The sequence below is a fragment of the Kribbella orskensis genome (assembly GCF_004342085.1).
Classification (GTDB): domain Bacteria; phylum Actinomycetota; class Actinomycetes; order Propionibacteriales; family Kribbellaceae; genus Kribbella; species Kribbella orskensis.
Genome location: NZ_SLWM01000024.1, coordinates 55,924 through 78,293 on the forward strand (window position 1 = coordinate 55,924; position 22,370 = coordinate 78,293).

The 22,370-nt window shown below is 68.0% G+C and carries 24 protein-coding genes and 1 pseudogene; 11 read left to right on the top strand and 14 right to left on the bottom strand.

Annotation, left to right across the window (positions count from 1 at the left end):
- Positions 1 to 11 precede the first annotated feature (11 nt).
- From EV644_RS37075 to EV644_RS37090, 4 genes are read right to left on the bottom strand one after another with little or no spacing between them, the layout of a single operon-like run.
- Entirely contained in the window at positions 12 to 1,217 is a 1,206-nt protein-coding gene (locus EV644_RS37075) for a hypothetical protein (protein WP_132195132.1), read from the bottom strand.
- On the bottom strand, positions 1,214 to 2,404 hold the full coding sequence (locus EV644_RS37080; protein WP_132195130.1) for a PHD finger domain-containing protein: 1,191 nt from the start codon (positions 2,402 to 2,404) through the stop codon (positions 1,214 to 1,216). The genes EV644_RS37075 and EV644_RS37080 overlap by 4 nt, the downstream gene beginning before the upstream one ends.
- Complete coding sequence (locus tag EV644_RS37085; RefSeq protein WP_132195128.1) at positions 2,383 to 3,552, bottom strand: hypothetical protein; 1,170 nt, start codon at positions 3,550 to 3,552, stop codon at positions 2,383 to 2,385. Before EV644_RS37085 ends, EV644_RS37080 begins: the two co-directional genes overlap by 22 nt.
- On the bottom strand, positions 3,549 to 4,760 hold the full coding sequence (locus EV644_RS37090; protein WP_158293037.1) for a hypothetical protein: 1,212 nt from the start codon (positions 4,758 to 4,760) through the stop codon (positions 3,549 to 3,551). The genes EV644_RS37085 and EV644_RS37090 overlap by 4 nt, the downstream gene beginning before the upstream one ends.
- Positions 4,761 to 4,911: 151 nt before the next feature.
- On the opposite strand from EV644_RS37090, the gene EV644_RS37095 reads away from it, so the two are divergent.
- The gene (locus EV644_RS37095; RefSeq protein WP_158293038.1) at positions 4,912 to 7,644 is read left to right on the top strand and encodes an ATP-binding protein; all 2,733 of its coding nucleotides are present in this window, start codon (positions 4,912 to 4,914) and stop codon (positions 7,642 to 7,644) included.
- Positions 7,645 to 7,822: 178 nt separating this feature from the next.
- Here the strand turns inward: EV644_RS37095 and EV644_RS47970 are convergent.
- A pseudogene (locus tag EV644_RS47970) lies at positions 7,823 to 8,191 on the bottom strand (recombinase family protein); the annotation flags it as partial.
- A 567-nt stretch (positions 8,192 to 8,758) separates the two neighbouring features.
- On the opposite strand from EV644_RS47970, the gene EV644_RS37105 reads away from it, so the two are divergent.
- The 4 genes from EV644_RS37105 to EV644_RS37115 all read left to right on the top strand — a co-directional run bounded on the left by EV644_RS37105 (position 8,759) and on the right by EV644_RS37115 (position 11,997).
- Complete coding sequence (locus EV644_RS37105; protein WP_132195122.1) at positions 8,759 to 9,115, top strand: hypothetical protein; 357 nt, start codon at positions 8,759 to 8,761, stop codon at positions 9,113 to 9,115.
- 1 nt (position 9,116) lies between these two features.
- A complete protein-coding gene (locus EV644_RS37110; RefSeq protein ID WP_132195120.1) occupies positions 9,117 to 11,285 on the top strand; it encodes a hypothetical protein in 2,169 nt (722 codons plus the stop codon).
- 159 nt (positions 11,286 to 11,444) lie between these two features.
- Positions 11,445 to 11,702, top strand: coding sequence for a hypothetical protein (locus EV644_RS45680; RefSeq protein ID WP_199240220.1), 258 nt, complete (start codon positions 11,445 to 11,447; stop codon positions 11,700 to 11,702).
- Between the two features lie 13 nt (positions 11,703 to 11,715).
- Complete coding sequence (locus EV644_RS37115) at positions 11,716 to 11,997, top strand: hypothetical protein (RefSeq protein WP_132195118.1); 282 nt, start codon at positions 11,716 to 11,718, stop codon at positions 11,995 to 11,997.
- A 2-nt stretch (positions 11,998 to 11,999) separates the two neighbouring features.
- Here EV644_RS37115 and EV644_RS37120 read toward each other — a convergent pair whose 3' ends face one another.
- Complete coding sequence (locus EV644_RS37120) at positions 12,000 to 12,968, bottom strand: hypothetical protein (protein WP_132195116.1); 969 nt, start codon at positions 12,966 to 12,968, stop codon at positions 12,000 to 12,002.
- 115 nt (positions 12,969 to 13,083) lie between these two features.
- Positions 13,084 to 13,326, bottom strand: coding sequence for a metallopeptidase family protein (locus EV644_RS37125; RefSeq protein WP_241999298.1), 243 nt, complete (start codon positions 13,324 to 13,326; stop codon positions 13,084 to 13,086).
- 74 nt (positions 13,327 to 13,400) lie between these two features.
- Between EV644_RS37125 and EV644_RS37130 the strand changes: the two genes are divergently transcribed.
- A complete protein-coding gene (locus EV644_RS37130; RefSeq protein WP_132195112.1) occupies positions 13,401 to 13,808 on the top strand; it encodes a VOC family protein in 408 nt (135 codons plus the stop codon).
- 192 nt (positions 13,809 to 14,000) lie between these two features.
- On the opposite strand, the gene EV644_RS37135 is transcribed toward EV644_RS37130, so the two are convergent.
- Positions 14,001 to 14,324, bottom strand: a complete 324-nt coding sequence (locus EV644_RS37135) for an alpha/beta fold hydrolase (RefSeq protein ID WP_132195110.1) — start codon at positions 14,322 to 14,324, stop codon at positions 14,001 to 14,003.
- A 646-nt stretch (positions 14,325 to 14,970) separates the two neighbouring features.
- Here EV644_RS37135 and EV644_RS37140 point away from each other — a divergent pair.
- Positions 14,971 to 15,888 (top strand): aminoglycoside phosphotransferase family protein, encoded by a 918-nt coding sequence (locus EV644_RS37140; protein WP_241999296.1) that lies wholly within the window; start codon positions 14,971 to 14,973, stop codon positions 15,886 to 15,888.
- A 108-nt stretch (positions 15,889 to 15,996) separates the two neighbouring features.
- Here EV644_RS37140 and EV644_RS37145 read toward each other — a convergent pair whose 3' ends face one another.
- Positions 15,997 to 16,317 (bottom strand): hypothetical protein, encoded by a 321-nt coding sequence (locus tag EV644_RS37145; RefSeq protein WP_132195106.1) that lies wholly within the window; start codon positions 16,315 to 16,317, stop codon positions 15,997 to 15,999.
- A gap of 67 nt (positions 16,318 to 16,384) precedes the next feature.
- Positions 16,385 to 17,137, bottom strand: a complete 753-nt coding sequence (gene ppgK, locus EV644_RS37150) for a polyphosphate--glucose phosphotransferase (protein WP_132195104.1) — start codon at positions 17,135 to 17,137, stop codon at positions 16,385 to 16,387.
- 321 nt (positions 17,138 to 17,458) lie between these two features.
- Between ppgK and EV644_RS37155 the strand changes: the two genes are divergently transcribed.
- Positions 17,459 to 17,782 (top strand): hypothetical protein, encoded by a 324-nt coding sequence (locus EV644_RS37155; RefSeq protein ID WP_132195102.1) that lies wholly within the window; start codon positions 17,459 to 17,461, stop codon positions 17,780 to 17,782.
- Between the two features lie 26 nt (positions 17,783 to 17,808).
- Here EV644_RS37155 and EV644_RS37160 read toward each other — a convergent pair whose 3' ends face one another.
- Positions 17,809 to 18,561: a class I SAM-dependent methyltransferase gene (locus tag EV644_RS37160; protein WP_132195100.1), complete on the bottom strand. Its 753-nt coding sequence runs from the start codon at positions 18,559 to 18,561 to the stop codon at positions 17,809 to 17,811.
- 187 nt (positions 18,562 to 18,748) lie between these two features.
- On the opposite strand from EV644_RS37160, the gene EV644_RS37165 reads away from it, so the two are divergent.
- Positions 18,749 to 18,961 (top strand): RICIN domain-containing protein, encoded by a 213-nt coding sequence (locus tag EV644_RS37165; RefSeq protein WP_241999294.1) that lies wholly within the window; start codon positions 18,749 to 18,751, stop codon positions 18,959 to 18,961.
- Between the two features lie 48 nt (positions 18,962 to 19,009).
- Entirely contained in the window at positions 19,010 to 19,789 is a 780-nt protein-coding gene (locus tag EV644_RS37170; protein WP_241999293.1) for a class I SAM-dependent methyltransferase, read from the top strand.
- Between the two features lie 67 nt (positions 19,790 to 19,856).
- On the opposite strand, the gene EV644_RS37175 is transcribed toward EV644_RS37170, so the two are convergent.
- From EV644_RS37175 to EV644_RS37185, 3 genes are all read right to left on the bottom strand, one after another.
- Positions 19,857 to 20,093: a hypothetical protein gene (locus tag EV644_RS37175; protein WP_132195096.1), complete on the bottom strand. Its 237-nt coding sequence runs from the start codon at positions 20,091 to 20,093 to the stop codon at positions 19,857 to 19,859.
- 162 nt (positions 20,094 to 20,255) lie between these two features.
- On the bottom strand, positions 20,256 to 20,630 hold the full coding sequence (locus EV644_RS37180; RefSeq protein ID WP_132195094.1) for a hypothetical protein: 375 nt from the start codon (positions 20,628 to 20,630) through the stop codon (positions 20,256 to 20,258).
- Positions 20,631 to 20,682: 52 nt separating this feature from the next.
- The gene (locus EV644_RS37185; protein WP_132195092.1) at positions 20,683 to 21,105 is read right to left on the bottom strand and encodes an ATP-dependent DNA ligase; all 423 of its coding nucleotides are present in this window, start codon (positions 21,103 to 21,105) and stop codon (positions 20,683 to 20,685) included.
- 38 nt (positions 21,106 to 21,143) lie between these two features.
- Here EV644_RS37185 and EV644_RS37190 point away from each other — a divergent pair, with 38 nt between their 5' ends.
- The gene (locus tag EV644_RS37190; RefSeq protein WP_199240215.1) at positions 21,144 to 22,322 is read left to right on the top strand and encodes a tyrosine-type recombinase/integrase; all 1,179 of its coding nucleotides are present in this window, start codon (positions 21,144 to 21,146) and stop codon (positions 22,320 to 22,322) included.
- Positions 22,323 to 22,370 lie beyond the last annotated feature (48 nt).

Consider the following 22,370-nt stretch of genomic DNA (forward strand, 5'->3'; position numbering starts at 1 on the left):
ACAAGCCCTTTCTACTGATCCGTCGTCCGGAAATCGTTACGATCATCGGTTCGCAGCCACAGCGAGACCTGGGTCGGCTGCATGGTGTCGTACACAACGCCGCGCAGGTCGGTGGCCAGCGCTTCCAAGTCGAGTTCGTGGCGCAGTCGTACGCCGAACGCGGCCAGCGTCCGGGCTGCGTCGTACCTGCTCCTGAAGAACCGGCGGTCGACCGTGGCCTGGATCCGCGTGCGCACCGGGCGGAACAGGGCTGCGACCGCCAGCGTCGACACCGCCACGGCCGGTCCCGAGCCCTGTGTCACCGGGCGCAACAGCAGCTGGAGCAGCAGCACGCTGCCCAGATATCCGGCGGCCAGCGTGACGGTCAGAGCGCCGTACACGATGGTGCGGTTGATCACCACGTCGACGTCGTACAGGCGGTGGCGCAGGATGCCGATGCCCGTCGCGACCGGCAGGCCGAGGACGCTGAGCATGATCGCGGCGTTGGCCACCGCGGGAGTGAGTAGCTCGTAGCCGACTGTGCCGATCGCGATCGTCGCGGCGGCCAAGGCGCCGGCCCAGACCAGCCATTTGATCTGCTGGCGCTGCTCGTAGCCGGCTCTGCGGAACCGCAGGATCAGTGAGAGCGGCGACGCGACGAGGACAGCCAGTACCATCAGCGCGCTCACGCCCTGGCCGATCGCTCGTACCACGCTGTCGATCGCGTACGGGTTCGCCAAGGTAGGGAAGTCCTCGAGCGCACCCGGCTTCGTCAGGCTGGTAAGGAAGAACCCGGCGACACCGAGCACACCGCACCACGCCACCGGTCGCCATCGTCCGGTCAGCAGCCGGCCGTCCGGGAACAGCAAAGGCAGGTACGCCGCCGGCACCAGGATGGCCGGAATCCACGAAACAGTCGCGTACGCGGCCGCCGCCTCCGCCAGGGAGCCCGCCGAACCTGCCCCGGCCTCCCGGTAGTCGGCGTAGCCCCTGGCCAAGGATCCGAGGCCGTAGGCCACCGCGGACGCGCAGAAGATCCAGCCGATCGGATTACGCGGATGCCGTCGTGCGATCAGGATCCCGACGGTGCAGAACACCAGCACCATCACAACGGTCAGGTCTCCCCAGCCCAACCCGATCGTCCCGGCTGCGGCAGTCAGACCGATGGCGACCGCAGTGAGCACCACGGCCGCGCCGCCGAGAACCCAGGCAAGGAGCCGCGCGGTACGGGCGTTCATCGGCCGGCCCCCCGCAGCCAGAGGGACACGTGGTCCGGCTGCATGGTGTCGCGCACCACGGTCTGCAGGTCATTGCCGAGGGCATCGATATCCAGTTCGTCGCGCAGCCGTACGCCGAACGCCGCCAACGTCCGGGTCGCGTCGTACTTGCGCCGGAAGAACCGCCGGTCCACCACGGCCTGGATTCGCGACCGCACCGGCCGGAACAACGCCGCGACTGCGAGCGTCGACACCGCCACCGCCAGGCCCGACGTCTCGGTCAGCGGGCTCAGCACCAACTGCAGCAGGAGGACGCTGCCGACGTACGCCGCGCCCAGTGAGACCGTCAGGCCGCCGTAGACGAGTGTCCGGTTGACTACGACGTCGATGTCGAACAGCCGGTGCCGCAGGATGGCGATCCCGGTCGCGACCGGCACGGTGGCAAGTGCGAAGGAGGGGATCAGTTCTCCGTAGGGGGCGGTCGCCGGCCCGCCCACCGTCTCCAATACGGCCACCGCGCAGAGGGCGGCGGCGACGAGCATCCCGGCGTACATGAGCCACTGGATCTGCTGGCGCTCCACCGTCCGCGCGGAGCGGAAGCGGACCACCAGCGACAGGATGGAGGCTGCGACGGCGATCAGAAGGGCGGCTATCCCCACCGCTCTCAGCGGATTCCACAAATCGATGCCGACGTCGACCCCGAACGGGTTGTCCACCCCGACGTCCACCATCGGCCCCGGTGCGAACGCGGCGGTGACAAACTGCGCCAGGAAGCCACCGACGGCAAGCCAGGCGACCGGACGCCAGCGCCTGGACGGCAATCGGCCGGTCGGAAAGAGCAGCAGACCGAAGGTTGGCGCCAGCCACACCGGGAGCCAGGCCCACGTCGAGACCCAACCGATCACCAGGGCCGGCTGGTCCATTCCCAGCCGGATGAGCTCGTCGGCCACGTAGCCGGCGGATCCCACCAGCACCGAGCTCACTCCAGGCAACAGCAGAATCCAGCCGATCGGATGGCGGGGGCGCCGCGACACGATCAGCGCGCCGACCGAGACGAAGGCCAGGACGAACACCAACCAGCCGGCGGACGTCGGGATCCCGTCGCTGCTGGTGATCTCGTCCACCAGATCGACCGTCGGGACGCTGACCGCGAGCAGCCAGAGCAGACTGATCGGTACCCACCGCTTCATCGCGAACCCCGCAGCCACAGCGTCACCTGGGTGGGCTGCATGGTGTCGCGGACCACAACTTGCAGGTCGTTGCCCAGTGCATCGACATCCAGTTGGTCTCTCAGCCGGGAGCCGAACGCCTGCAGCGTCCGGGCGGCGTCGTACCGGTGCCGGAAGAACCGCCGATCCACCAGCAGCTGGATCCGGCGTCTCGCCGGGCGGAACAGTGCCGCCACCGCGAGTGTGGACATCGCCACCGCCAGATCCAGCACCAGTTGGAGGAGCAGCACACTCCCGAGGTACGACGCACCGAGCGTCAGGGTCAGAGCGCCGTACACGAGGGTCCGGTTGATGACGACGTCGATGTCGTACAGCTGATGACGAAGGATCGCGATACCGATGGCCGCCGGCAAGCCGACAAGAAGCAGGACGACGAGCGACCACCAGGCGATCACGCTCAGCACGTTCAGCCATGGAGCGACGTCATCACCCGCGACAATGCTGACCATCGCGAGAACGATGAACGGAACCAGCGCGAGCAGGCAGATGTAGGCGAACCACGTGACCTGCTGACGCTCACGGCCACGCGCTCGGCGCAGCCGGAGGGCAACGGAGACCCCACCGAGAACGAGCGTGCCGGCCGCGAGCACTTCGCCGATGCCAGACAGCCAGGGGATCGCATCGCCGACGCGTCCTCCGATGCCGAGCGGGTTGCGGATGGGGCGGTCAGTTGTGATCTCGAGGAGGCCCGGCGCGAAAGCGGCCCCGGCGATATTGGCCGCGACAGCGCCCACTCCGAGCCAGACGGCTGCCCGCCACCGTCGCGACAGCAGCCGACCGGTCGGGAACAACAAGGTGAGGAAGAGCGCGGGGAGATAGAGCCACACGAGCAACAACCAGCTGCTCAGCCACGCCGCCAACGCCGCGCCGGGCAACGACGCCGGGCTGGCGTAGACGGTCATGAACGTGTCGATGCCCAGGGCAACAGCGGCGACGAGGAGGAGCCATCCGACCGCGTTGGCGGGTTGCCGTGACGCGACCAGTGCACCGACGAGGGCGAAGCCGATCCCGATCGCGACCAGCGCGTCCGATGCGTTCCCGTCGCGAACCGCAACAAGCACAGGCGTTGCCGCAGCCAGTCCGACGAAGAGCCCGAACAGGCTCCAGGCCAGCCAGCGCGCGCTCATCGGTCGGCCTTTCGCAGCCACAGCGTCACGTGGGCCGGCTGCATGGTGTCGCGCACCACGGCCTGCAGATCAGTGCCTAGGGCATCGAGATCCAGTTGGTCCCGCAACCGTGCACCGAACGCCTCCAGGGTCCTGGTCGCGTCGTACCGGCGACGGAAGAATCGCCGGTCGACCGTTGCCTGGATCCGCGACCGCACCGGGCGGAACAGCCCGGCTACCAAGAGCGTCGACACCGCCACCGCCAGGCCCGATCCCTGCGTCACCGGGCTCAACACCAACTGCAGCAACAAGACACTCCCGCCGTACGCCGCGCCCAGTGTCACCGACAGAGCGCCGTACACCAGCGTCCGGTTGACGACGACGTCGATGTCGTACAGGCGATAACGCAGGATCGCCACGCCGACGGCCAGAGGTATGGCCAGCAGGAGACCCGCGAAGGCCAGCTCGGAGATCGGGATGCCGCCGACGTCAAGGTTGGTGAACGACAGCGCCGTCGTGACGGGAATGGACCCGATCAGCAGGGCTCCGAGGTAGAACATCCACGAGATCTGTTGCCGTTCCACCCCGCGCGATCGCCGGAAGCGCAGCGCCATGGCCACCAGCGCGAGGACGAGCCCGGCGGCCAGGGCGGATGCGGCGAGACCGCCGATCTCCGCCAGGACGGGGATCGATATCGGGAACGGGTTCGAGACTGTCGGGAAGTAGTGCAGCTCCCCCGGCCTGAGGAACGTACCGGCGACGTAGGCCGCTACGTCGATCGCCACCGCCCAGACCAGCCACCGCCACCTTCGCGTCGGCACGTGCCCGGTCGGGAAGAGGAGGAACACCAGGAGCGAGGTCGCCGCGACAGAGGGCCAGATCACCGCATCGGCTACCAGGCCGGCCCAGGCGCCGCCGGGCACCGTCCCCGGCGCCCGGAGCAGGGCGTACGCGCCGTACTCGAGCAGGGCCTGCGCGAGGGTGTTGCCCAGCCCGGTGGCGAGGAACAGCCAGCCGATCGCGTTGCCCGGCTGCCGTCCGGTGATCGCCACGCCGACCGTCGGAAAGCCCAGGATCGCCACGTCGACCACGGCGTCCAAGGTGCCGTAGGACCCCGCCGGCCTGGCGTCCCCGTTGATGACAAAGAGTACGAGGGCGACTGCGGTCAGTGCGACACACAGCCCCCACACCGGCCAGGCCAGGCGGGCAGCACCGACTCGAACCCCCATGGGCTCCCCTCCCCTTCAGGCACGGATACTCCTGATCCACCGACGCACGACATGTTCGCGCTCCACCGTGCAAGAATCGTTACGGTTTCGGTGCGCGGTCCGCCGCGCCGCCGGCGCACGGGGCGGGGGTGTGGTGATCGAGGTCAGCCTGTTGGGTCCGCCTCGGGTCGAGCGAGCGGGAACGCTTGTCGGATTCGACACCCGCAAGGCGGTGGCGCTGCTCGCCCATCTGGCGCTGGCCGACCGGCCGCGCCCGCGTGACGCCCTGGCTGATCTGCTGTGGCCGGACACCGACATCGAGCACGCCCGCGGTGCGCTACGGCGGACCCTGTCGACGCTGCGCACCGCGATCGGACCCGAGTGCCTGGAGACCACCCGCGATCACGTACACCTGATCAAGAACCAGCGCCTCTACGTCGATGTCGACCGCTTCCGGGACCTGGTGACGGAAGGCGACCTGGAGACGGCTGTCGGGCTGTTCCGCGGCGAATTCCTGGAGGGTTTCGGTCTACGGGACGCCCCCGACTTCGAGGATTGGGCACGTAATCAGGCCGACACTCTGCGCCGCGAGCTGACCGGCGCCCTGGCCCGACTGGCTACAGGCTTGGAGGCGGACGGCAACTATTCGGCCGCGCTTGTTCACGTACGCCGGTGGCTGTCGCTCGACCCCCTGCACGAGCCGGCGCATCGCGCACTCATCCGGTTGTACGCACTCACTGGAGATCGGGCCGCAGCGCTGGTCCAGTACCGCCAGTGCGTCCGTACTCTCTCCCGCGAGCTGGGGGTTTCACCGCTCCCCGAGACGACCGAGCTCTATGAGGCCGTCAACACGGGCACGCTGATCGCGTCGCCGCCTACTGCGGAGACTGCGGAGACTCCGGCGCAGGACACCCAGACACCGTTCGTCGGAAGGAACGACGACATCCGGGCTGTCCGCGCGGTCTACGACACGATCGATCACGACGGCCGGCTGGTCGTGGTCGAGGGCGAGGCCGGTATCGGAAAGACCCGCTTGGTCGAGGAGCTTGTCCTCGACCTGCGCAAGAACGGCGCCGCCGTACTGGCCGGCCGCGCGTATGAGGACGAGGCGGCGTTGGCGTACGCGCCACTGGTCGACGCGCTGCGGGCCCGGCTGCGCGAGGACGCCCGCTGGGTCGACGACGTACCGCTCCAGACGATCGCCGAAGTGTCCCGGTTGCTGCCAGAAATTGCCGACATCCGTCCCGAACCCCAGGCCGAAGGTCCGGGAGCCGAAGCCAGGTTCCTGGCCGCCGTCTGGGACACGCTCGCGGCGGCTGTGTCCGGGCCGGTCCCCGGCGTGATCCACCTCGACAACGCGCAGTGGCTGGACGAGGCGTCCTTGGTCCTGCTCAGGTACGGCCTGCGCCGGCGCGCGGGTCGGCCGCTGCTGATCACGCTCACCTGGCGAACCCCGGCCGACCACCCGTTCGGCAGTGTCGTCGCGGAGGGCGGTGGCGTCGTACATCGGCTCGGACGGCTCGACCTGGAAGCGATAGGTGAGCTGCTCGCCACCGCGCGGCCCTCGATGGAGCACGAACTGTCGCTCCGGTTGTACGACGAGACCGAAGGCGTGCCGTTGCTGGTCGTCGAATACCTCAACGCCCTCACCACCGGTGCCGATGAGAGCTGGCCGGTGCCGACCGGCGTCAACGACCTCCTGGGCGCACGCCTCGCCAGGGTCAGCGACACCGGCAGGCAAGTGCTGGCCGCCGCGGCAGTCCTCGGGCGATCCTTCGACGTCGACACGGTCCGTGCGGTCGGCGGACGCACTGACGAGGAGACCGTCGCCTCGCTGGAGGAACTGGTACGCCGCGGGCTGATCCGCGAAGGTGCCCTCGATTACGACTTCGTCCACGACCAACTGCGGAGGCTCGTGTCCGACGACACCAGCCTCGCTCGGCGGCGCCTGCTGCACGCACGGGCGGCTCATGCAGTCCACGCCCCGGCAGCAGTCGTTGCCCACCACCTCCAACTCGCCGGCCAGGACCAAGAGGCCGCCCAGGCGTACGCTGCCGCCGCCGACCAAGCCCGGAAGGTCTACGCCAACGCTGAGGCCCTCGACCACCTCCACGCTGCGCTAGCTCTCGGGCACGACAGTCCGTCCACGCTGCACGCGTCGATCGGCGACCTCGAGACACTCGCCGGGGACTACGCCGCCGCAGTACGCAGCTATGAGTTGGCGGCCGCCGACGCGGCCACCGCCAACCTGCCCGGGATCGAACACCGGCTTGGGCGCCTGCGTCACCGGCGCGGGGAGTGGGCGCTCGCGGAGGCACACTTCCGCGCCGCGTTGGACACCCTGCCGCCTGACCAACCCGCCGAGCACGCCCGCGTCACTGCCGACCTGAGCCTCACCCGCCACGACGCCGGCGACACGGCAGGTGCGACGGAACTCGCCCGCCAGGCACTCGCGTTCGCCGCCGAGTCAGGCGACCGACGGGCCCTCGGCCAGGCACACAACATGCTCGGCATGCTCGCGACCGCCGGCGGCCGCATCGACGACGCCTTCCAGCATCTCAGGACCGGCCGCGACCTCGCCGAACAGATCGGCGACCTGCCCGGTCGCGTCGCAGCCCTGAACAACCTCGCCCTGGCCCATCGCGCCCACGGGGAACTGGAACCCGCGCTCGAACTCGCCACCATCGCGCTCGCCCTCTGCACCGAGGAGGGCGACCGCCACCGCGAGGCCGCGCTGCACAACAACCTCGCCGACCTGCACCATGCCCTGGGCCACCCCGACGAGACGATGCGACACCTGAAATCAGCGGTGGCGATCTTCGCCGAGGTAGGTGACCCGCACGGCACGAACATCGACGCCGCCGACGAACCCCGACCAGAGGTGTGGAAACTCGTCCGCTGGTAACCGGATCGGCCTCTGTCCCACGCCGCGGTGACCAGCCCGCTCCGGAGGAACGCGAGCACCTCAGAGCGGATGCGCTGTTGATCACAGGCGTACCCGTCGAAGATCCAAGCGAGAGTCGGCGTTCGCCTTCGAGACGGCCACGCGCGGCCATCTCCGAGCCACGGCGAGCGCGCATCTCCAGCTGTACCCGCGTGAAGACGTCGACCGAGACGATCGCCGGATGAGCAGGCTCACGCGACCGAACAACCTTCGCCTGCGCTGACCGACGGAACCGAACGACATGGCCAGCGGCGACGTCATCCGGGTCCAGCAACTCTTCGACCTTCTGCCAGCGCCCATAGATCGCGTCTCCCGTGTACCGCGGGTTCTCCAAGATCGCTCTGACCGTCGAGCCCTGCCAACCATCACCGCTGCGATGCCGGTTCTGCCGCGGCGTGTGCGCTGACGGACAGGGGACCCCATCACGATTCAGGATTTCCGCGATCCCCTTGAACCCGACGCCGTCGAGGTACAGCGCGAAGATCCGCTCAACTACGGCATCCTCCACTTCCAATCGACCCTCTGTCCTGGCGGCGACGTGCGAGCGTTGACACCGGAGCAGATCCAAAGCCGCATCACCGAAGTTGCGCGAGCCGCCTCCCCCTCGTACCTGTCCTAGTCCCGGACGCGGCCGGGCAGAGACCGCTTCGACGAACTCGGCGCGGGAGATGAAGAAGCACTGAGTCTCCGAGGCGCCTTCGAAGATGGTGTAGATCTGTTCCAGCCATACGGCAGTGAGTGGGACACTCCCTCAATCTGGCCGTGACCTGCGGCTTTGCCCCTCAAGGCTTGTCGCCACTTACCACCGATTGCCGACGTCCCACGGAACTGTCACGGAACAGCCGCGGCGTAGATCGGCAACCTTCACCCCGCTCTCTCGGCTCGAACAGCGCGCTGCCTATTACTCCCCTCAGCGGCGACTGAATTCCGACGGCCGGTCTCATCCATATTATGAGGTGGATGAGACGGGCCAACGTGCGTTTCAAGTGGGCTGCCGCCTTGACGCGGCGATGGTGGGGATCAACGCTGACAGCAGCGGTTCTTGGCTGCGCACGGTGAGTCCTCGGGGGGAATCATGTCGGCACCGGCCGATCGGACCACCGGTCTGCCGTTTCTGCAGGGACAGTGGCGACGCCTGTCCACGGCCGACTGCGCCCAGCGGTATCCGGTCGAGATCACGTTCGTCCTGGCGACGTACCGGGGAGCGCGTGGTCCCGATCAGGGGATGATCTGGTGGGACGCAGGGACCTACCGACTCGCCGACGACCGGACCTTGGTCCTGAGTACGGCGACCGACGAGCTGGTCGAATATCCCGTCCAGCTCACCTCACAGCGCTTCACATTCACCGATCCGGAAGGGTGTGAGGTCACCTACGAGCGCACCTCTCCCCCGACGTCGCCAGCCGGGCCGGTTCCCGAGGGGGGAGATTGACATGTCCATCCAGCCCGGTGTTCCGCTCGCGGCACCGATCTCGTTCGAGGCAGACCAACCAAGCGCAGACACGCCGCAGGTTCCCGGTCCGGATCCGGGACCCGCGCTGCCCGAGCTTCCGCCGCCCCCGCTTCCGCCGTTCAAGCCCTGCAACCTCGGCTTCAAGGACGGCTGCTATGCCGTGACGTTCCGTCCCACGGGGTCGCTTCGGCCGTTCGTCGGCACGCTCAGGGTCGACCGACGTGCTCCCGAAGCCGGCCCGGACGGTGTGATCGTCAGCGGCGACCTGTACCTCGGCGCACCACCGTGGGTCGTCGATCCCGGTACGACGCGCGCACCCGACACCGGCCAAGAGGCAGCAACCGGGTCGGTCGCGGCAGCGCTGAGTCGGGGTGACCAGCCGTTCGAACTGCTGCCGCTCCGCCGAATCCCGATCTACCCACGGAACCGGTACCACTCCTACCTGAGCGGAACCCGGCTCCTGGTACCCGCCTTCACGATCGGGCATCGTCCATGCCAGGTCACCATCGACGTCGACCAGTTCAACTACACCGAGCCGCCCGCCGGCTCGTTCGAGGGGTCCTTCCCGGCATCGCCGAGTCGCAGCCTGCGCTTCGTCCTGACGAAGGCCGCGCCAAGCTTCCCGTTCCTCGGTGGGCCGCGCTTCCAGGGCCGCGTGTTCCAGGGCACCGTGGACCGTGGATCGATCACGTTGACCTGGGTCTCGTCGTACCTGCGCCGAGCCGTCCTGGAGATCGACGTACTCACCGGAGCGGTTGGACCGGCTCCGGTTCCGCACCCGTCGGGGACAGGTAACGAGTACTTCGACACCGTCTTCGCCGGCGCCCGTTGGGACCTGACCGTCGTGGAGGACCAGGTCAACGTTCCGGTCCCGGCAGGTGTGGACCCGGATGTCTGCTGGTCGAGCGCAGACCTGCACAACCTGATGACGACCGTGCGCAAGGCGACGACGAATCTGGATGCCGAGTGGCGAACCCATCTGGTCGTCGTACCGGCAACGATGGGGTGCTCCCGAGGCGTCATGTACGACCAGATCGACGTACCTCGTGAAGGGTCTGCGAGCTTCTCCGACGACGGCTACCCGGCTTCGCACTCCAGCAACTTCGGAGCGGCTGAGGGCGAGATGCAGCGCGACGTTCCGCGGGCCTACCTCAGATCGGCCAGCCACGAGGTCACCCACGCGTTCAACCAGATCCACCAGGAGAGCGAGACCTCGGCGGACAACTCGATCATGACGACCACGCCGAGCGTGGCCGACGTGCTCGGCGGGCCCGCCACCGGGGATCCCGGGGTGTTCCCGGATCAGATCAACCTCGGGTTCAACTCGACGGTGCGCAACCACCTGGCGCACATGCCCGATCCGGTGATCAGGCCGGGCGGCTGGCCGTTCGCCAGCTGGTTCCCGTCCGGCGCGCCCCAGGCCGGCGACCGGGAGCTGTTCGACGCGTCCGAGCTCTCGCTCGAGGCAACCGTCGATACCGAGCAAGCCGCTTTCGGCGCACCGGTCAGGGTGACCTGGACGCTGACGAACACCTCGAACGCCGAGCTGATCGTTCCGAACGACGTGCGGCTGGAGGGCCTGTTCGCCACCATGACTGTCACCAACGACCGGGGCACCGAGCGTCCGGTCCGGCCGTTCGTCATCGAGTGCGAGACCGTTCGACTCGAGCCACTCGCTCCGGGCGGCCAACTGACCGCGAGCTATCGGCTGTTCTGGAGCACGGCCGGGTTCGCGCTCGATCGGCCCGGGCGGCACCTGGTCACCGTGACGGTCGCCTGGTCAGTCGGAGGTGTTCCGGTCGGTGTCACCGACGACGTCGAGCTGTGGGTGGACCATCCGACCAGCGACGCGGAGAACCGGGACGCCGCCTTGGCGATGAATCCAGAGGTCGGCAAGTGGGTCGCCCTCGGCGGCGGCGCGTACCACCTCACCGAAGCGGTGGACCGCCTGTCCGCGCTGGCGAGCGGAGACGCAGCAGCCGGCATCCGGGCCGCGACGGCCGACGCCGCGCCGGAACGGTCGCGAGTCGCCGAAGCGTTCGCCGATCTCCTGCCCGACCGCGGCGCCGCCGACACCGACTCGACAGCCAAGCGCAGCCCGCGCAAGACAGCCAAGAAGCCGTCCACCAGCAAGAAGCCCCGTCGATAGGCCCTTCAGCGGAAGAGCTCGAGGCCCTGGCCGATCATGACGGTGGCCAGCACGATCAGCAGACGATCGTGATCGTGTTCAGATTGGTCACCAGCCAGGTCTCCAGGGCCTTCAGAGTGGGAGCGGACTTGTCCGCTCCCACCATCACAACAGCGAGCAGTGGGCCAGCGTTCAGGGCTGGTTTCCGGCGCATCGTCCAGCGTTTGCGGCCGGGTGCCGGTCGGGGTCCAGGCTCATGACCGCGAGGTAGACGCACTTCAGCGCGGCCTGCTCGTTGGGGAAGTGACCGCGGGGGTCCGGATCGAAGAGTTGCTCGAGCTGACACAATTGTCGCTGCGTCATTACACCTCGCAGACCACCGGGACGCTGGTGGCGCTGCTGCACAATGTGCGCAGTAAGAGGACGCCGAACGCCTGATCCCCTGAGCCCGGTGCTGCTGGCGGTGCAGCGCCGCGCGAGGGCCGGCCGAGATCCGGTCGAGCACACCGCGAACTCGCGTTGCGCCGGCGCGGTGCCGCCGACGCGCTGCAGCAGCTGGTCGAGCCGGACGGCCGACGGCACCCGCTTGCCGTCGAGCCAGTCGGACCCGGATCGACCGCTGGTCGGCCCAGCGTGCAGCGTGGACTTCGGCACCCGGGTCGCCTCTCAGTACGGCGAGACCGCCCGTCAGCAGCGCGACTCTGCCCCCGCCGGCGGGGTTCTGCTGCAGTGACATCAGATCGACCGTGCGACGGACGCCAGCATGCGGTTGGCGTCCCCGAGAACCACGTCCCAGGCGTCCTTCAGCGCCTCGACGCACACCGTCACCGTGACGTTGTGGATCGACTCGACCCCAGTCATCGTCGTACACCGGCCGACGATCGAGATGACTGCGCCGTTCTTCGCGTACCGGCCCGAGAAGTCCATCCGCGCCTGGCCTGCGATGTTCGAGTTCGCCGGGCTGAGGCTCTTGACAGGGTTCATCCGGACAGCGGTCAGGCGGTCGGCCTCGACCAACTGCCGCGTGACCGACCTCACGGCGGTGGTCGCCGGGTAGCCGATTGGGTTCACCAAGACGATGACCACGCCGTGTTTGGTCGGGGAAGCGACGTCGACCGAGTACTTCGTTCTGCGGTCCTTGCGCCACCCACTCGCCGGGTTCACGTACACGTCGTCGTACACCTGGATGCCCTGATCGATGTCCCGCAGCGTCCGACGGCGCTCCGGCGTCGGAGTGGGCGTCGGGGTCGGGGCCGGTTCAGGCGTGTACGACGGCGGTGCGGTGGGCGACGGGGCTTCGCTGGATGTCACGCCGTCGGAGTACGTCGCGGTCGGCATCGGACCGCCGACGGCGGCGTCACCGCTTCCGCGCGTCGCCAGGACGACGACAGTGCCGGCTACCAGTGCGAACACCAGGGTGACCGCGCCGGCCAGCAGCCATTGGGTCTTGCGCCTGGCGGGCGGCTGGTGGGGTGGCGGGTATTGCGGGCCGCCGGAATGCAGCTGGTGTGGCGGCGGAGCAGGGTATTGCGGAGGCTGGCCGCCGTACTGCGGAGGCTGGGTGTACTGCGCAGGCTCGCCGTACTGCGGCGGTCGGGCGGCGTACTGCGGTAGCGGCGCAGTGTGCGGTGGCGGCAGTGGAGCGCCGTACGGGCGGTTCGGGTCGTTCTCCGGGGTCCAGGCAGGCGGCTGGGGGTCGCTCACTGCGAAGCCTCACTAGATCGTTCACATTTTGGGCTGGACCGGTCCCCGGCACCGGCCGCCTGAGGCTATCTCAATCGACAGACAATGGCCTGCGCTTTGCAGCAACTGGCAATGCTCAGCCGTAACCGAGCTCGTGGACGGGGGCGTCGTCGATGCCGAAGTAGTGGGCGATCTCGTCCACCACGGTGATGTGCACCTCGTCGATGACGTCGTCGACCGTGTCGCAGATCCGCAGCGTCGGGTTGCGGTAGATCGTCATGCGGTCCGGGAGAACGCCGCCGTAGTAGTGACCGCGTTCGGTCAGCGGGATGCCCTCGTAGATCCCGAGCGTGGCCGGTGGTTGTCCCCGGCCTCCCACGGCAGTTGGACCGGACGACTGGATGCTGCCCTGCGCGATATTGGCTACCTCTTACCCCGTGGCAAGATCGCGGGATGCTACAACTCACGGATTTCATCATTGACTGTCCGGACCCGATGAAGCTGGCGGCCTTCTACGCCGCGGTGACAGGCCACCCCATCAAGAACAGCCACGACAAGGACAACTGGGCCAGCATCGCCTTCGGCGAGATCGAGCTGGCCTTCCAGCGGGTGGACGGCTACCGCGCCCCGCACTGGCCCGACGACGAACACCCCAAGCAGTTCCACCTCGACTTCGAAGTGGACGAGATCGAGCCCGAACAGCGCCGCGTCGTCGAACTCGGCGCGACACTGCAGAAGGACTTCATCGGACCCGAGGGCTACGGCTGGCGGGTCTACACCGACCCGGTCGGGCATCCCTTCTGTCTGTGCCGCAACAAAGGGGTCACGTGGACCGACAAAGGGGTGGTGTTTCCCTACTGAAGAGCTTGTGGCCGACTCGCCGCCCACCTCGCCGAGACCCGATCAGCGGGTGCGGCGCTGATCGCCTGGTCCGCCGAGCAGGAGTCGTTGGCCGGTGGCCGGGTCGAAGGTGACGAGCGGGGCTGTCACCCGGGACGCGGCCGCGGTCGCTGACCTCGTAGGCGTCGCGGCTTGGGCAGGGCGACCGTGGCGCTAGTCAAGGGTCGCGATCCACTCGATGAGCGCCTGATCAAACCGATCTGCCGCCTCGATCTGCGGAGTATGGCCACTCTCATCGAGTAGGCGGTAGGTCAGCTTTGGCAGCGCCGCCCGGTCGCGTTCTTTCCACAGTGTGTACGCAACGACGTAGTCATGACGGCCGAGGACAAGCAGGACCGGCGTCGTGATGGAACTGGGTTCGTTGGTGAGGTCATACGCTTCGAACAGCGGACCGAACAAGCGGTCACAGAGCGGGGGATTCACGTACACCCCCGACCACAACGACGTCGCGTCGAACTCCGGATCGAACCAGTACATCGCTCCGCGAGCGACGTACAAGTACGGCAACCGTTCCGAAGGGTCCAGGTTGTCGACGATCTCCGACTGGTGGTGGACAAGGACGGTGTGTCGCTTGGCCGGGAACGTCTCACTTGGGAGAACGTCAAGACCGTGGAAAGCCCCAACTCGGTGCGCCGACGCCCGCCCGATCCACGACGGCCGGTAGATGCCTCCCGGGAGTGGTTCGAGCTCGTCACCGTCGTTCCGGCCACGCAGCGCCGGACGCGGCAGATCTCTGTGGGAAGGATCATGTCCGGGATCTCGAGGGTTTAGGAGCCTGGCTGGATGCGCTCCGGAGACAGCAGCAGACAGGCAGCCGCGGTGTCTGAAGCAGGGTCGGTTCGGGCAAGCCGATAACCGGCGCTATGCCGGCCGGTCTCCTGACCCGGAACCGGGCAAAGGTTGGCGTTGCGCGTCGGCTCTCCTGGTCGACCAGCGCCGCACCGACACCGACAGTGGCAGGCGCTTCTCGCCACCGCCAACGGCAACAGCGGCGGCGTGCACGTCGGCTGGCACGAACCCGGCCAGGTCCGGCCCGTCACCGACGACCGCGCCGACCGGCAGGCACCGGCCTGACGTTCGCCCAGACTGGTGATCGAGTCTCGTCGCATTAGGAGCCCACGTGATGCTCGACATTCCCGATGAAGTGTGGAACAAGGTCGTCGCCGACGGAAACGCCGCGTGGCTCGACGAGCTGCCCTCGATCGTGGAATCTCTAGCGCAGGAGTGGTCATTGACCATCGGCGCCACGTTGCGCGGCGGACACGCGGCGCTCGTCGTCGAGGCGACACTCGCTGACGGAACGGCGGCTGTCCTCAAGGTCGGCGTTCCGGGGACTCAGCGCGATCTCACCTTCGAGGCGACCGCGCTGCGCCTCGCCGACGGCGACGGCTGCGCGAGACTGCTGCGCGACGACCTCGACCGCGGCGCACTCTTGCTCGAGCGACTCGGGGCTGCCATCTGCGACGTCGTGCCTGATCCCGCGACACGGCACGACATGATGTGCGATGTCGCTGTCCGGCTCTGGCGGCCGGTCAGCCCCGATGTCGACCTGCCGACGGGCGCCGACAAGGCACGCGAGTATTCCGACCTGCTGCCGCGACTGTGGGAAGAGACGGGTCAGGCGTGCTCGGAAGCGACAGTCGAGGACGCTCTCGCGTGCCTGGACCGTCGCCGCCGCGCCCACGATGACCGACACGCCGTGCTCGTACACGGCGACGTCCACGACCTCAACGTGCTTCAGGCGGCGGACGGCACGTTCAAGCTCATCGATCCGGGTGGCCTGCGCGCTGAGCGAGCATGCGACCTTGGCACCATCATCCGATGCAATCCCGACGCCGGCGACGACCTGCACGCCAGGGCGAAGCGGCTGGCCACCCACACTGGTGTAGACGCCACGGCGATCTGGGAGTGGGGAACGATCCACCGCGTCATCAGCGGCCTGTACAGCCGACAGATCGGGTTCCAGCCGTTCGGTGATCTGTTGCTCGCCGCGGCAGATCGACTAACAGTCAGCGGCCACGGGCCGGGCGGTGGTCAGTAGCGGCGGATCTTCTTGATCCGCCGGTGATCCTCGTCAGTCAAGTGCTCGCCTTTGTCGCAGCTTTCCCGGCTGGCGCGCCGAACCTCGTCGTATCCGATCAGGACCCGGCTACTTCGCCTGGCGCTGCGCGAATGATGTTCGCACCGGCATCCGTTCAGAAGACGAGAACAATAAGGGACTCCTGCACTCCTCAGTGACTGCGGTGGACAGGTACGCCTTGCCCATCGGCGTACTGGTCGATCCGTCCAGAACCGCGATCGCGGATCTGAACTCGCGCAGTCGGTCCAGGAGTACGTCGGGTCCACCCGCCGCTTGGTCCTGGATACCCGATCGATGCACGGTCAGCCGGCCGTCCGGGTCGACGCGGATCATCGTGCTGGCTCCGTATGCGGCGGCCGACGTACGGAGGTGGTCGGCGTCGATGATCACAGTGTCGGTCGGAAACCGCGCACGGGCTTCGGTCGCGGAGGCGGCCGGAGCTTCGCTGGTAGTCGGCCTACTCGGTGAACTTCTCGTGTGCGGCCATCGCCGCGCCGACGATGCCGGCGTTGTTGAGCAGCTGAGCCGGCTTCACCGGGGTGGAGATCTCGAGCAGCGGCACCCACTTGTCGGCGTTCTTGCTGACCCCGCCGCCGACCACGAACAGGTCGGGGGTGAACAGGTTCTCCACGTGCCGAAGGTATCGCTGCACTCGCTTGGCCCACTGTCTGTACGACAGGCCCTCGTTGTCCTTCGCCGCCGAGGAGGCCTTCTTCTCCGCGTCGTACCCGTCCAGCTCGAGGTGACCGAGCTCGGTGTTGGGCACGAGCTGGCCGTCGAGCAGCAGCGCGCTGCCGATTCCGGTGCCGAAGGTGAGCAGGATGACCACGCCGTCGACGCCCTTGGCCGCGCCGAACCGGGCCTCGGCGATACCGGCCGCGTCGGCATCGTTGAGCACGGTCACGTCGCAGTGGGTGATGTCGGTGAGGACCTTGTCGACGTCGGTCCCGATCCAGCTCTTGTCGACGTTCGCGGCGCTCCTGGCCACCCCGTTCTTGATCACGGCCGGGAACGTCGCGCCCAGGTCACCGGTCCACTCGGCCTCCTTGACCAGCCGGGCCACGACCGCGGCGACGGGCTCCGGGGTGGACGGGTTGGGCGTCAGGTACTTCACCCGCTCCGTGGCCAGATCGCCCTTCTCCAGGTCGACGATGGCGCCTTTGATCCCGCTGCCGCCGATGTCGACCCCGAAAGCGGTCGACGTCCTCATCCTGGGCACCTGATCTCTCCCCTCGCCCGCAGTGGCCGCACCGGGTCAGCGTCCTCGCCGGCGTCGAGCAGATCGGCACGGCTGGCCACCGACGCGTATCGACCGTACATGCTCGCCAGCCTGCCACGCGCCTCGGACGCCGTCAGCGATGCTGGCGGAATCACTCTCGTCCGGCGCCTCCGCGCTCTGGTACAGCAAGCAGCGATTCGCTGGTCATCCGTCTGCGGTCTACAGCGGCCGGCTGTTCCGTAAACGACCGTTTGCGGAACAGCCCTCGATCGTTGTCGCGGCTTCTGGGACATCGCTATCGGGCTGGCATCAGTGCGCTGCGTTGTATGCGTCGCGGAGTTCGCCGGCAACCGGCTTCCCAGCAAGACCAAGCTCGAGCGCCTGACCGTCCTCATCGGAGCGACCCAGGCCGAGAGCGCCGAGCTGGAGGCAGTGCGCGAGCGGCTCGCCTGGGACGCGCGCGCCGACGACTCCGAGCGGCACATGCTGTCGGTGTTCGACGCGCTCGACCCCGACGAAGATGAGCACGTTGTCCAGCAGCTCGCGGCGGTGTTGCTCCAGTCCGCCGCGCAGCGGCAGTCCGCACGGTCGGCGCCGAGGCGGCCCTGTCGACAGGCACTTCTACAGTTTGCGTGACCGAGACTGTGCTCTCTCGCCTTCAATCACGCGGACTCGCAGATGCAGAGTTGAAGCGGCGAATCCACGGCAAATGGCCGACCGAACCAATCGCCGAAGCGCTCGACAAGCCGAAGGCCGCCGAGCGAGAGGAGCAGCGGCAGCTCCTGCGGGAAGATGCTCCTGATTTCGAGCGGTGCGACGACGAACTCGGGCTCGGAGTCAGTCGAGAGGTACCACGTCCCGCGGGTAACTTGCGCGGGCGCATCGTAGATCTCAGCGACATCGACGCTGACGGTGCCACGGTCAGGATCGATGAACGACAACGACTCCCGGGTGCGCCGCACGCCATCGGCTTCGGCAAGTAGGCGCACGCTCGGGTTGAATACATCGAAGACGAACCGTGCTCCAGGTGCCAGGTGTCTTCGAACCGACCGGAAGCAGCTCACCAGATCCTCAGCCTCATGCAGATGCAGTAGAGAATTGGCTGTGATGAACACGAAGTCGAATGTGCGGCCCAGATCGAAGGCCCGCATGTCGCCCTGCATCCATTCCACCGCTACACCGCGCTCGTTCGCCTTACGCTGAGCCTCAGCCAGCATGTCTGACGAGAAGTCCATGCCGACGCACGGTTGCCCGTCGGACGCGATGGGGATCAGCTTGTGCCCGGTGCCGCACCCGAGTTCCAATACCCGCCCGCCTTGCCGATTGACGTCGGCCCGGTAGAAGTCGACTGCGGGCCCGCCGCCCGGGAACATCAGGTCGTACAGCCTCGCGTGCGAGTAGAACTCTTCACTCATTGAAGCGCCTCCTCCTCTCCAACTCATCCGCAGCTAGCCGTGATGGCCTGCTGATTCAAGCGTGCACGGCCGGCGTGTCTGACGGTGGCTGCGTAGCAGGATACGGCCTGGGATGCCGGCGGTTGCGGTAGCCGCGTCCGGTGCGCTTGATGTGCTTGATCGCGGTGTTCGCGGCCTTGATACGGCGTTGGCGACGCGAGTTTCGATGAAGGTCTACGGCTGGGGCTCCGGCGACACCGAGCCCGTCAACGACCTGCCACCCGCGCCGCCCGGCGAGCCGCTGCGCGGCGTCGGCTCTGGCCGCTGCGCCGACGTGCCCGGCTTCAGCACCACCAACGGCACCCAGCTCGACCTGTGGGACTGCAACGGCGGCGGCAACCAGTCCTGGACCAGAAGCTGAAGGTATGCGCCTCGGCGGCGATCGTCGCCGGGGCGCTACCGTATGCCCGTGAGCGTTGATCCGGTAGCGCACAACCGCGCGGCGTGGGACCTTCAGGTCGAGAGCGGCAACGAGTGGTCGCGCCCGGTCACTCCCGAGACCGTCGCGCGGGCACGCGCCGGTGACTGGTCCGTCGTGCTCATCGGGTACCGGCCGGTCGACCGGGCGTGGTTCCCCGCCGACCTGTCCGATGTAGACATTCTCTGCCTGGCCTCGGGCGGTGGGCAGCAAGGCCCGACGCTCGCCGCGGCCGGCGCGCGGGTCACGGTCTTCGACAACTCGCCGCGTCAGCTCGCCCAGGATCAGATGGTCGCGGAGCGCGAGGGTCTGGAGCTGCGCACGGTACTGGGCGACATGCGCGACCTGTCGGAGTTCGGCGACTCCTTGTTCGACCTCGTCCTCAACCCGGTCTCGAACCTGTTCGTGCCCGAGCTCGCACCCGTGTGGCGCGAATGCTTCCGCGTGCTGCGGCCCGGCGGCGCGCTGCTGTGCGGCTTCCTCAACCCGGACGTGTACCTGTTCGACCACGAGGCCATGGACACCCGCGGCGAGCTGGTCGTCCGCCACCGCCTGCCGTACAGCGACCTGACGCACGTCCCGGCCGAGGAGCGCGAGCGGCTGTGGGGAGCCAACGCGCCGCTGGAGTACAGCCACACGATGGCCGAGCAGATCGGCGGGCAGCTCGCCGCCGGCTTCGTGATCACCGGGTTCGACGAGGCCCCGCACCATTCCGACGCCACCGCAGGCTGGCTGCCCGGCTACTACGCCACCCGCGCCCTCAAACCCTGAGAGATATGGGCTACCGCGACGTCCGCCGCGCGACGGGCGTCGCGGCAGCTCGAATCCAGGATTTTGTCTAGAGCGAGCGGGCCAGTCGGTCGGCGAGCAGGCGCGTGAAGCGGGGCGGGTCGGCGAGCTCGCCGCTCTCGGCGAGCAGTGCCATGCCGTAGAGCAGCTCGGCGGCCTCGGCCAGCGCTGGGTCGTCGGCGTTGGCCTCGTGCGCGGTGCGCAGCCCGGTGACGAGCGCGTGCTCCGGGTTGAGTTCCAGGATCCGCTTGGTGCGCGGCAACTCCTGCCCCATCGCCCGGTACATCTTCTCGAGCGTGGCGGTGATGTCGTGCCCACAGTCGCCAGGCCTCGGGCAGGTCAGCGGCCACGACGGTGATGCCGAGCCGCCTTGCGTTACGACACGACACGCTCAACTGCGGGGAGAGCCCGAAATCTCACCCTCCGGGCATCGCGCGTGAGCGTCGCGTCACGCGTCCACGGCGGGATCAGGCAGTGTCGCAACGTCTTCTGGCTGCATCTCTGCGCGAATCCGGACCATCCGCAACGGATGGCGCCACTGCCCAGCCTGCAGGGCCGCATCGGCACTGACCTCTACCACCTCCACCGGGTCGACCTTGGTCAACGCCACCTTCCCCGACTTCCCGCCCCACCGCCCAGTGCCGATCTCGTCCGGCCACGGATGATCGCGCTTCGCCTTGCGCAGCACCGCGCCCAGCGCAGCCGACTGCTCAGGCGACAACGGAACCGTCCGGCCGACCTGGACCAACTCTGAACCGCGATACCTTCCAGCGATCAGGACCTCCCGCTGCTTCAACGGCCCGATCACGCCACCAGCGATCACCTCGACGGTCTCCCTGGTCTATTTGACCCAGCTGCGGCCAGCCACATAGCGGCTAGAGGCGCCCTTCACCAAAAGGCCTTCCACCCCGGCAGCCCTGAAGACCTCCATCCACTCTCTGCCAGCGACTCCAACCGGCGACGCCGGATCGACCACCGCATTTGCCGATATCGACGCCGTCGACCGCCAGCACATCGAACGCCACGACCGAAGCCGGCTCTTCCACAACCAGGCGCCGACGCACCGTCGCCGCCGTGTTCACCATCCGGCGCTGGAGCGCATCGAAATCCAGCCGCTCACCAGTCCACACGACCAACACGCCGTCCAGCACACAATCCACCCGCAACTGGGCCTCAAGAGCGCCAACGACATCGGGGAACTTGTCGGTGAACTCCTTGCCGTTCCGAGACCACAATCGAACCTTGCCGTCCCTCACCACCGCGCCCGCGCGGCTAGTTGACTGAACTCTTCTGAGCATCACTTGGTGCTACAGCAGGTGTCGGGAGAGGGTGTGGCGTGCCAATCGTTGAGCCGGGTCGCGTGGTGGAGTTCGAGTCGGGTCTGCGATGGCGGGTGCTGTTTCCCGAGCTTGAGCATGTAGCGGCATCGGGGTATCTGCGTGAGTTGGCGACGTCCGATTGCAGTCCGGCGACCTTGCGCAGCTACGCGTTCGATCTGCTGCGCTGGTTCCGCTTCCTGCATCGCCAGTACACGCCATGGGAGCGGGCGGAGCGGCTGGATGTGCGGTCCCTCGTGGAGTGGTTGCAGCAGGCCCCGAATCCGCAACGAGTCCGGCGCCGGCCCGATGCGCCGCCGCCGGGTTCGGTGAACCCCGTGACCGGCAAGCCGGTGCTTGCGGCGAAGTACGCCAGTCGCACGATCAACCACCAGCTGAGTGTCTTGTTCGGCTTCTACGAGTGGGCTTGCTCGACTGATGCTGGACCGCTGGTGAACCCGGTGCCGGCGCAGCGCGGCCGCGGTGGCGAGTGGCTGTATGCGCACCACAATCCGATGGAGAACTTCGTGGTACACCTGCGGGCCACGTATCGGCAGAAGACACCTCGGCCGGTGTGGCGGGCGATCCCCGACGAGGCGGCCGAGGCGCTGTTCGGCACACTTCGAAGTCACCGCGACCGGGCGCTGGTCTCGTTCTGGCTGTCGAGCGGTGCCCGTGCGAGCGAGCTGTTGGGCCTGAAGCACGACGGCGACGTGGACGCGGGCGCGAACACGATCACGGTCGTCAGCAAGGGCAGCCGCCTGCGGGAGAGGATCCCGGCCAGCGTCGATTCATTCGTCTGGCTCGCGCTCTACCTGGCCGAGGAACAACCGCCGGTCACACCGGGCGGGCCAGTCTGGTGGACTCGGCAGGGAACGCCGCGCCCACTGACCTATCACGCCGCCCGGGCGGTGCTCCAACGCGCGAACGCTGCGCTGGGCTCGAACTGGACCCTGCACGATCTGCGGCACACCGCTGCGGCGCGGATGCTGTCGGATCCGGCGTTCACGCTGTTCGACGTGCAGACGGTCCTGCGGCACGCGAGCGTGACGACGACCCAGATCTACGCCCAGCCGCGCCTGGAGGAGCTCGTCGGAAAGGTCCTCGAGCATTACGCCCGGCCCCGCGTCGCGGGACCGGTGATCGCGCCGGTCTACGACGCCGCGGCTGTCCTGGAGCTGCTGGGGATCGGCGCGTGACCGGCCAGAGCACAGCTCCAGGCGGCGGCAGGGCGATCTTGGAGTCGC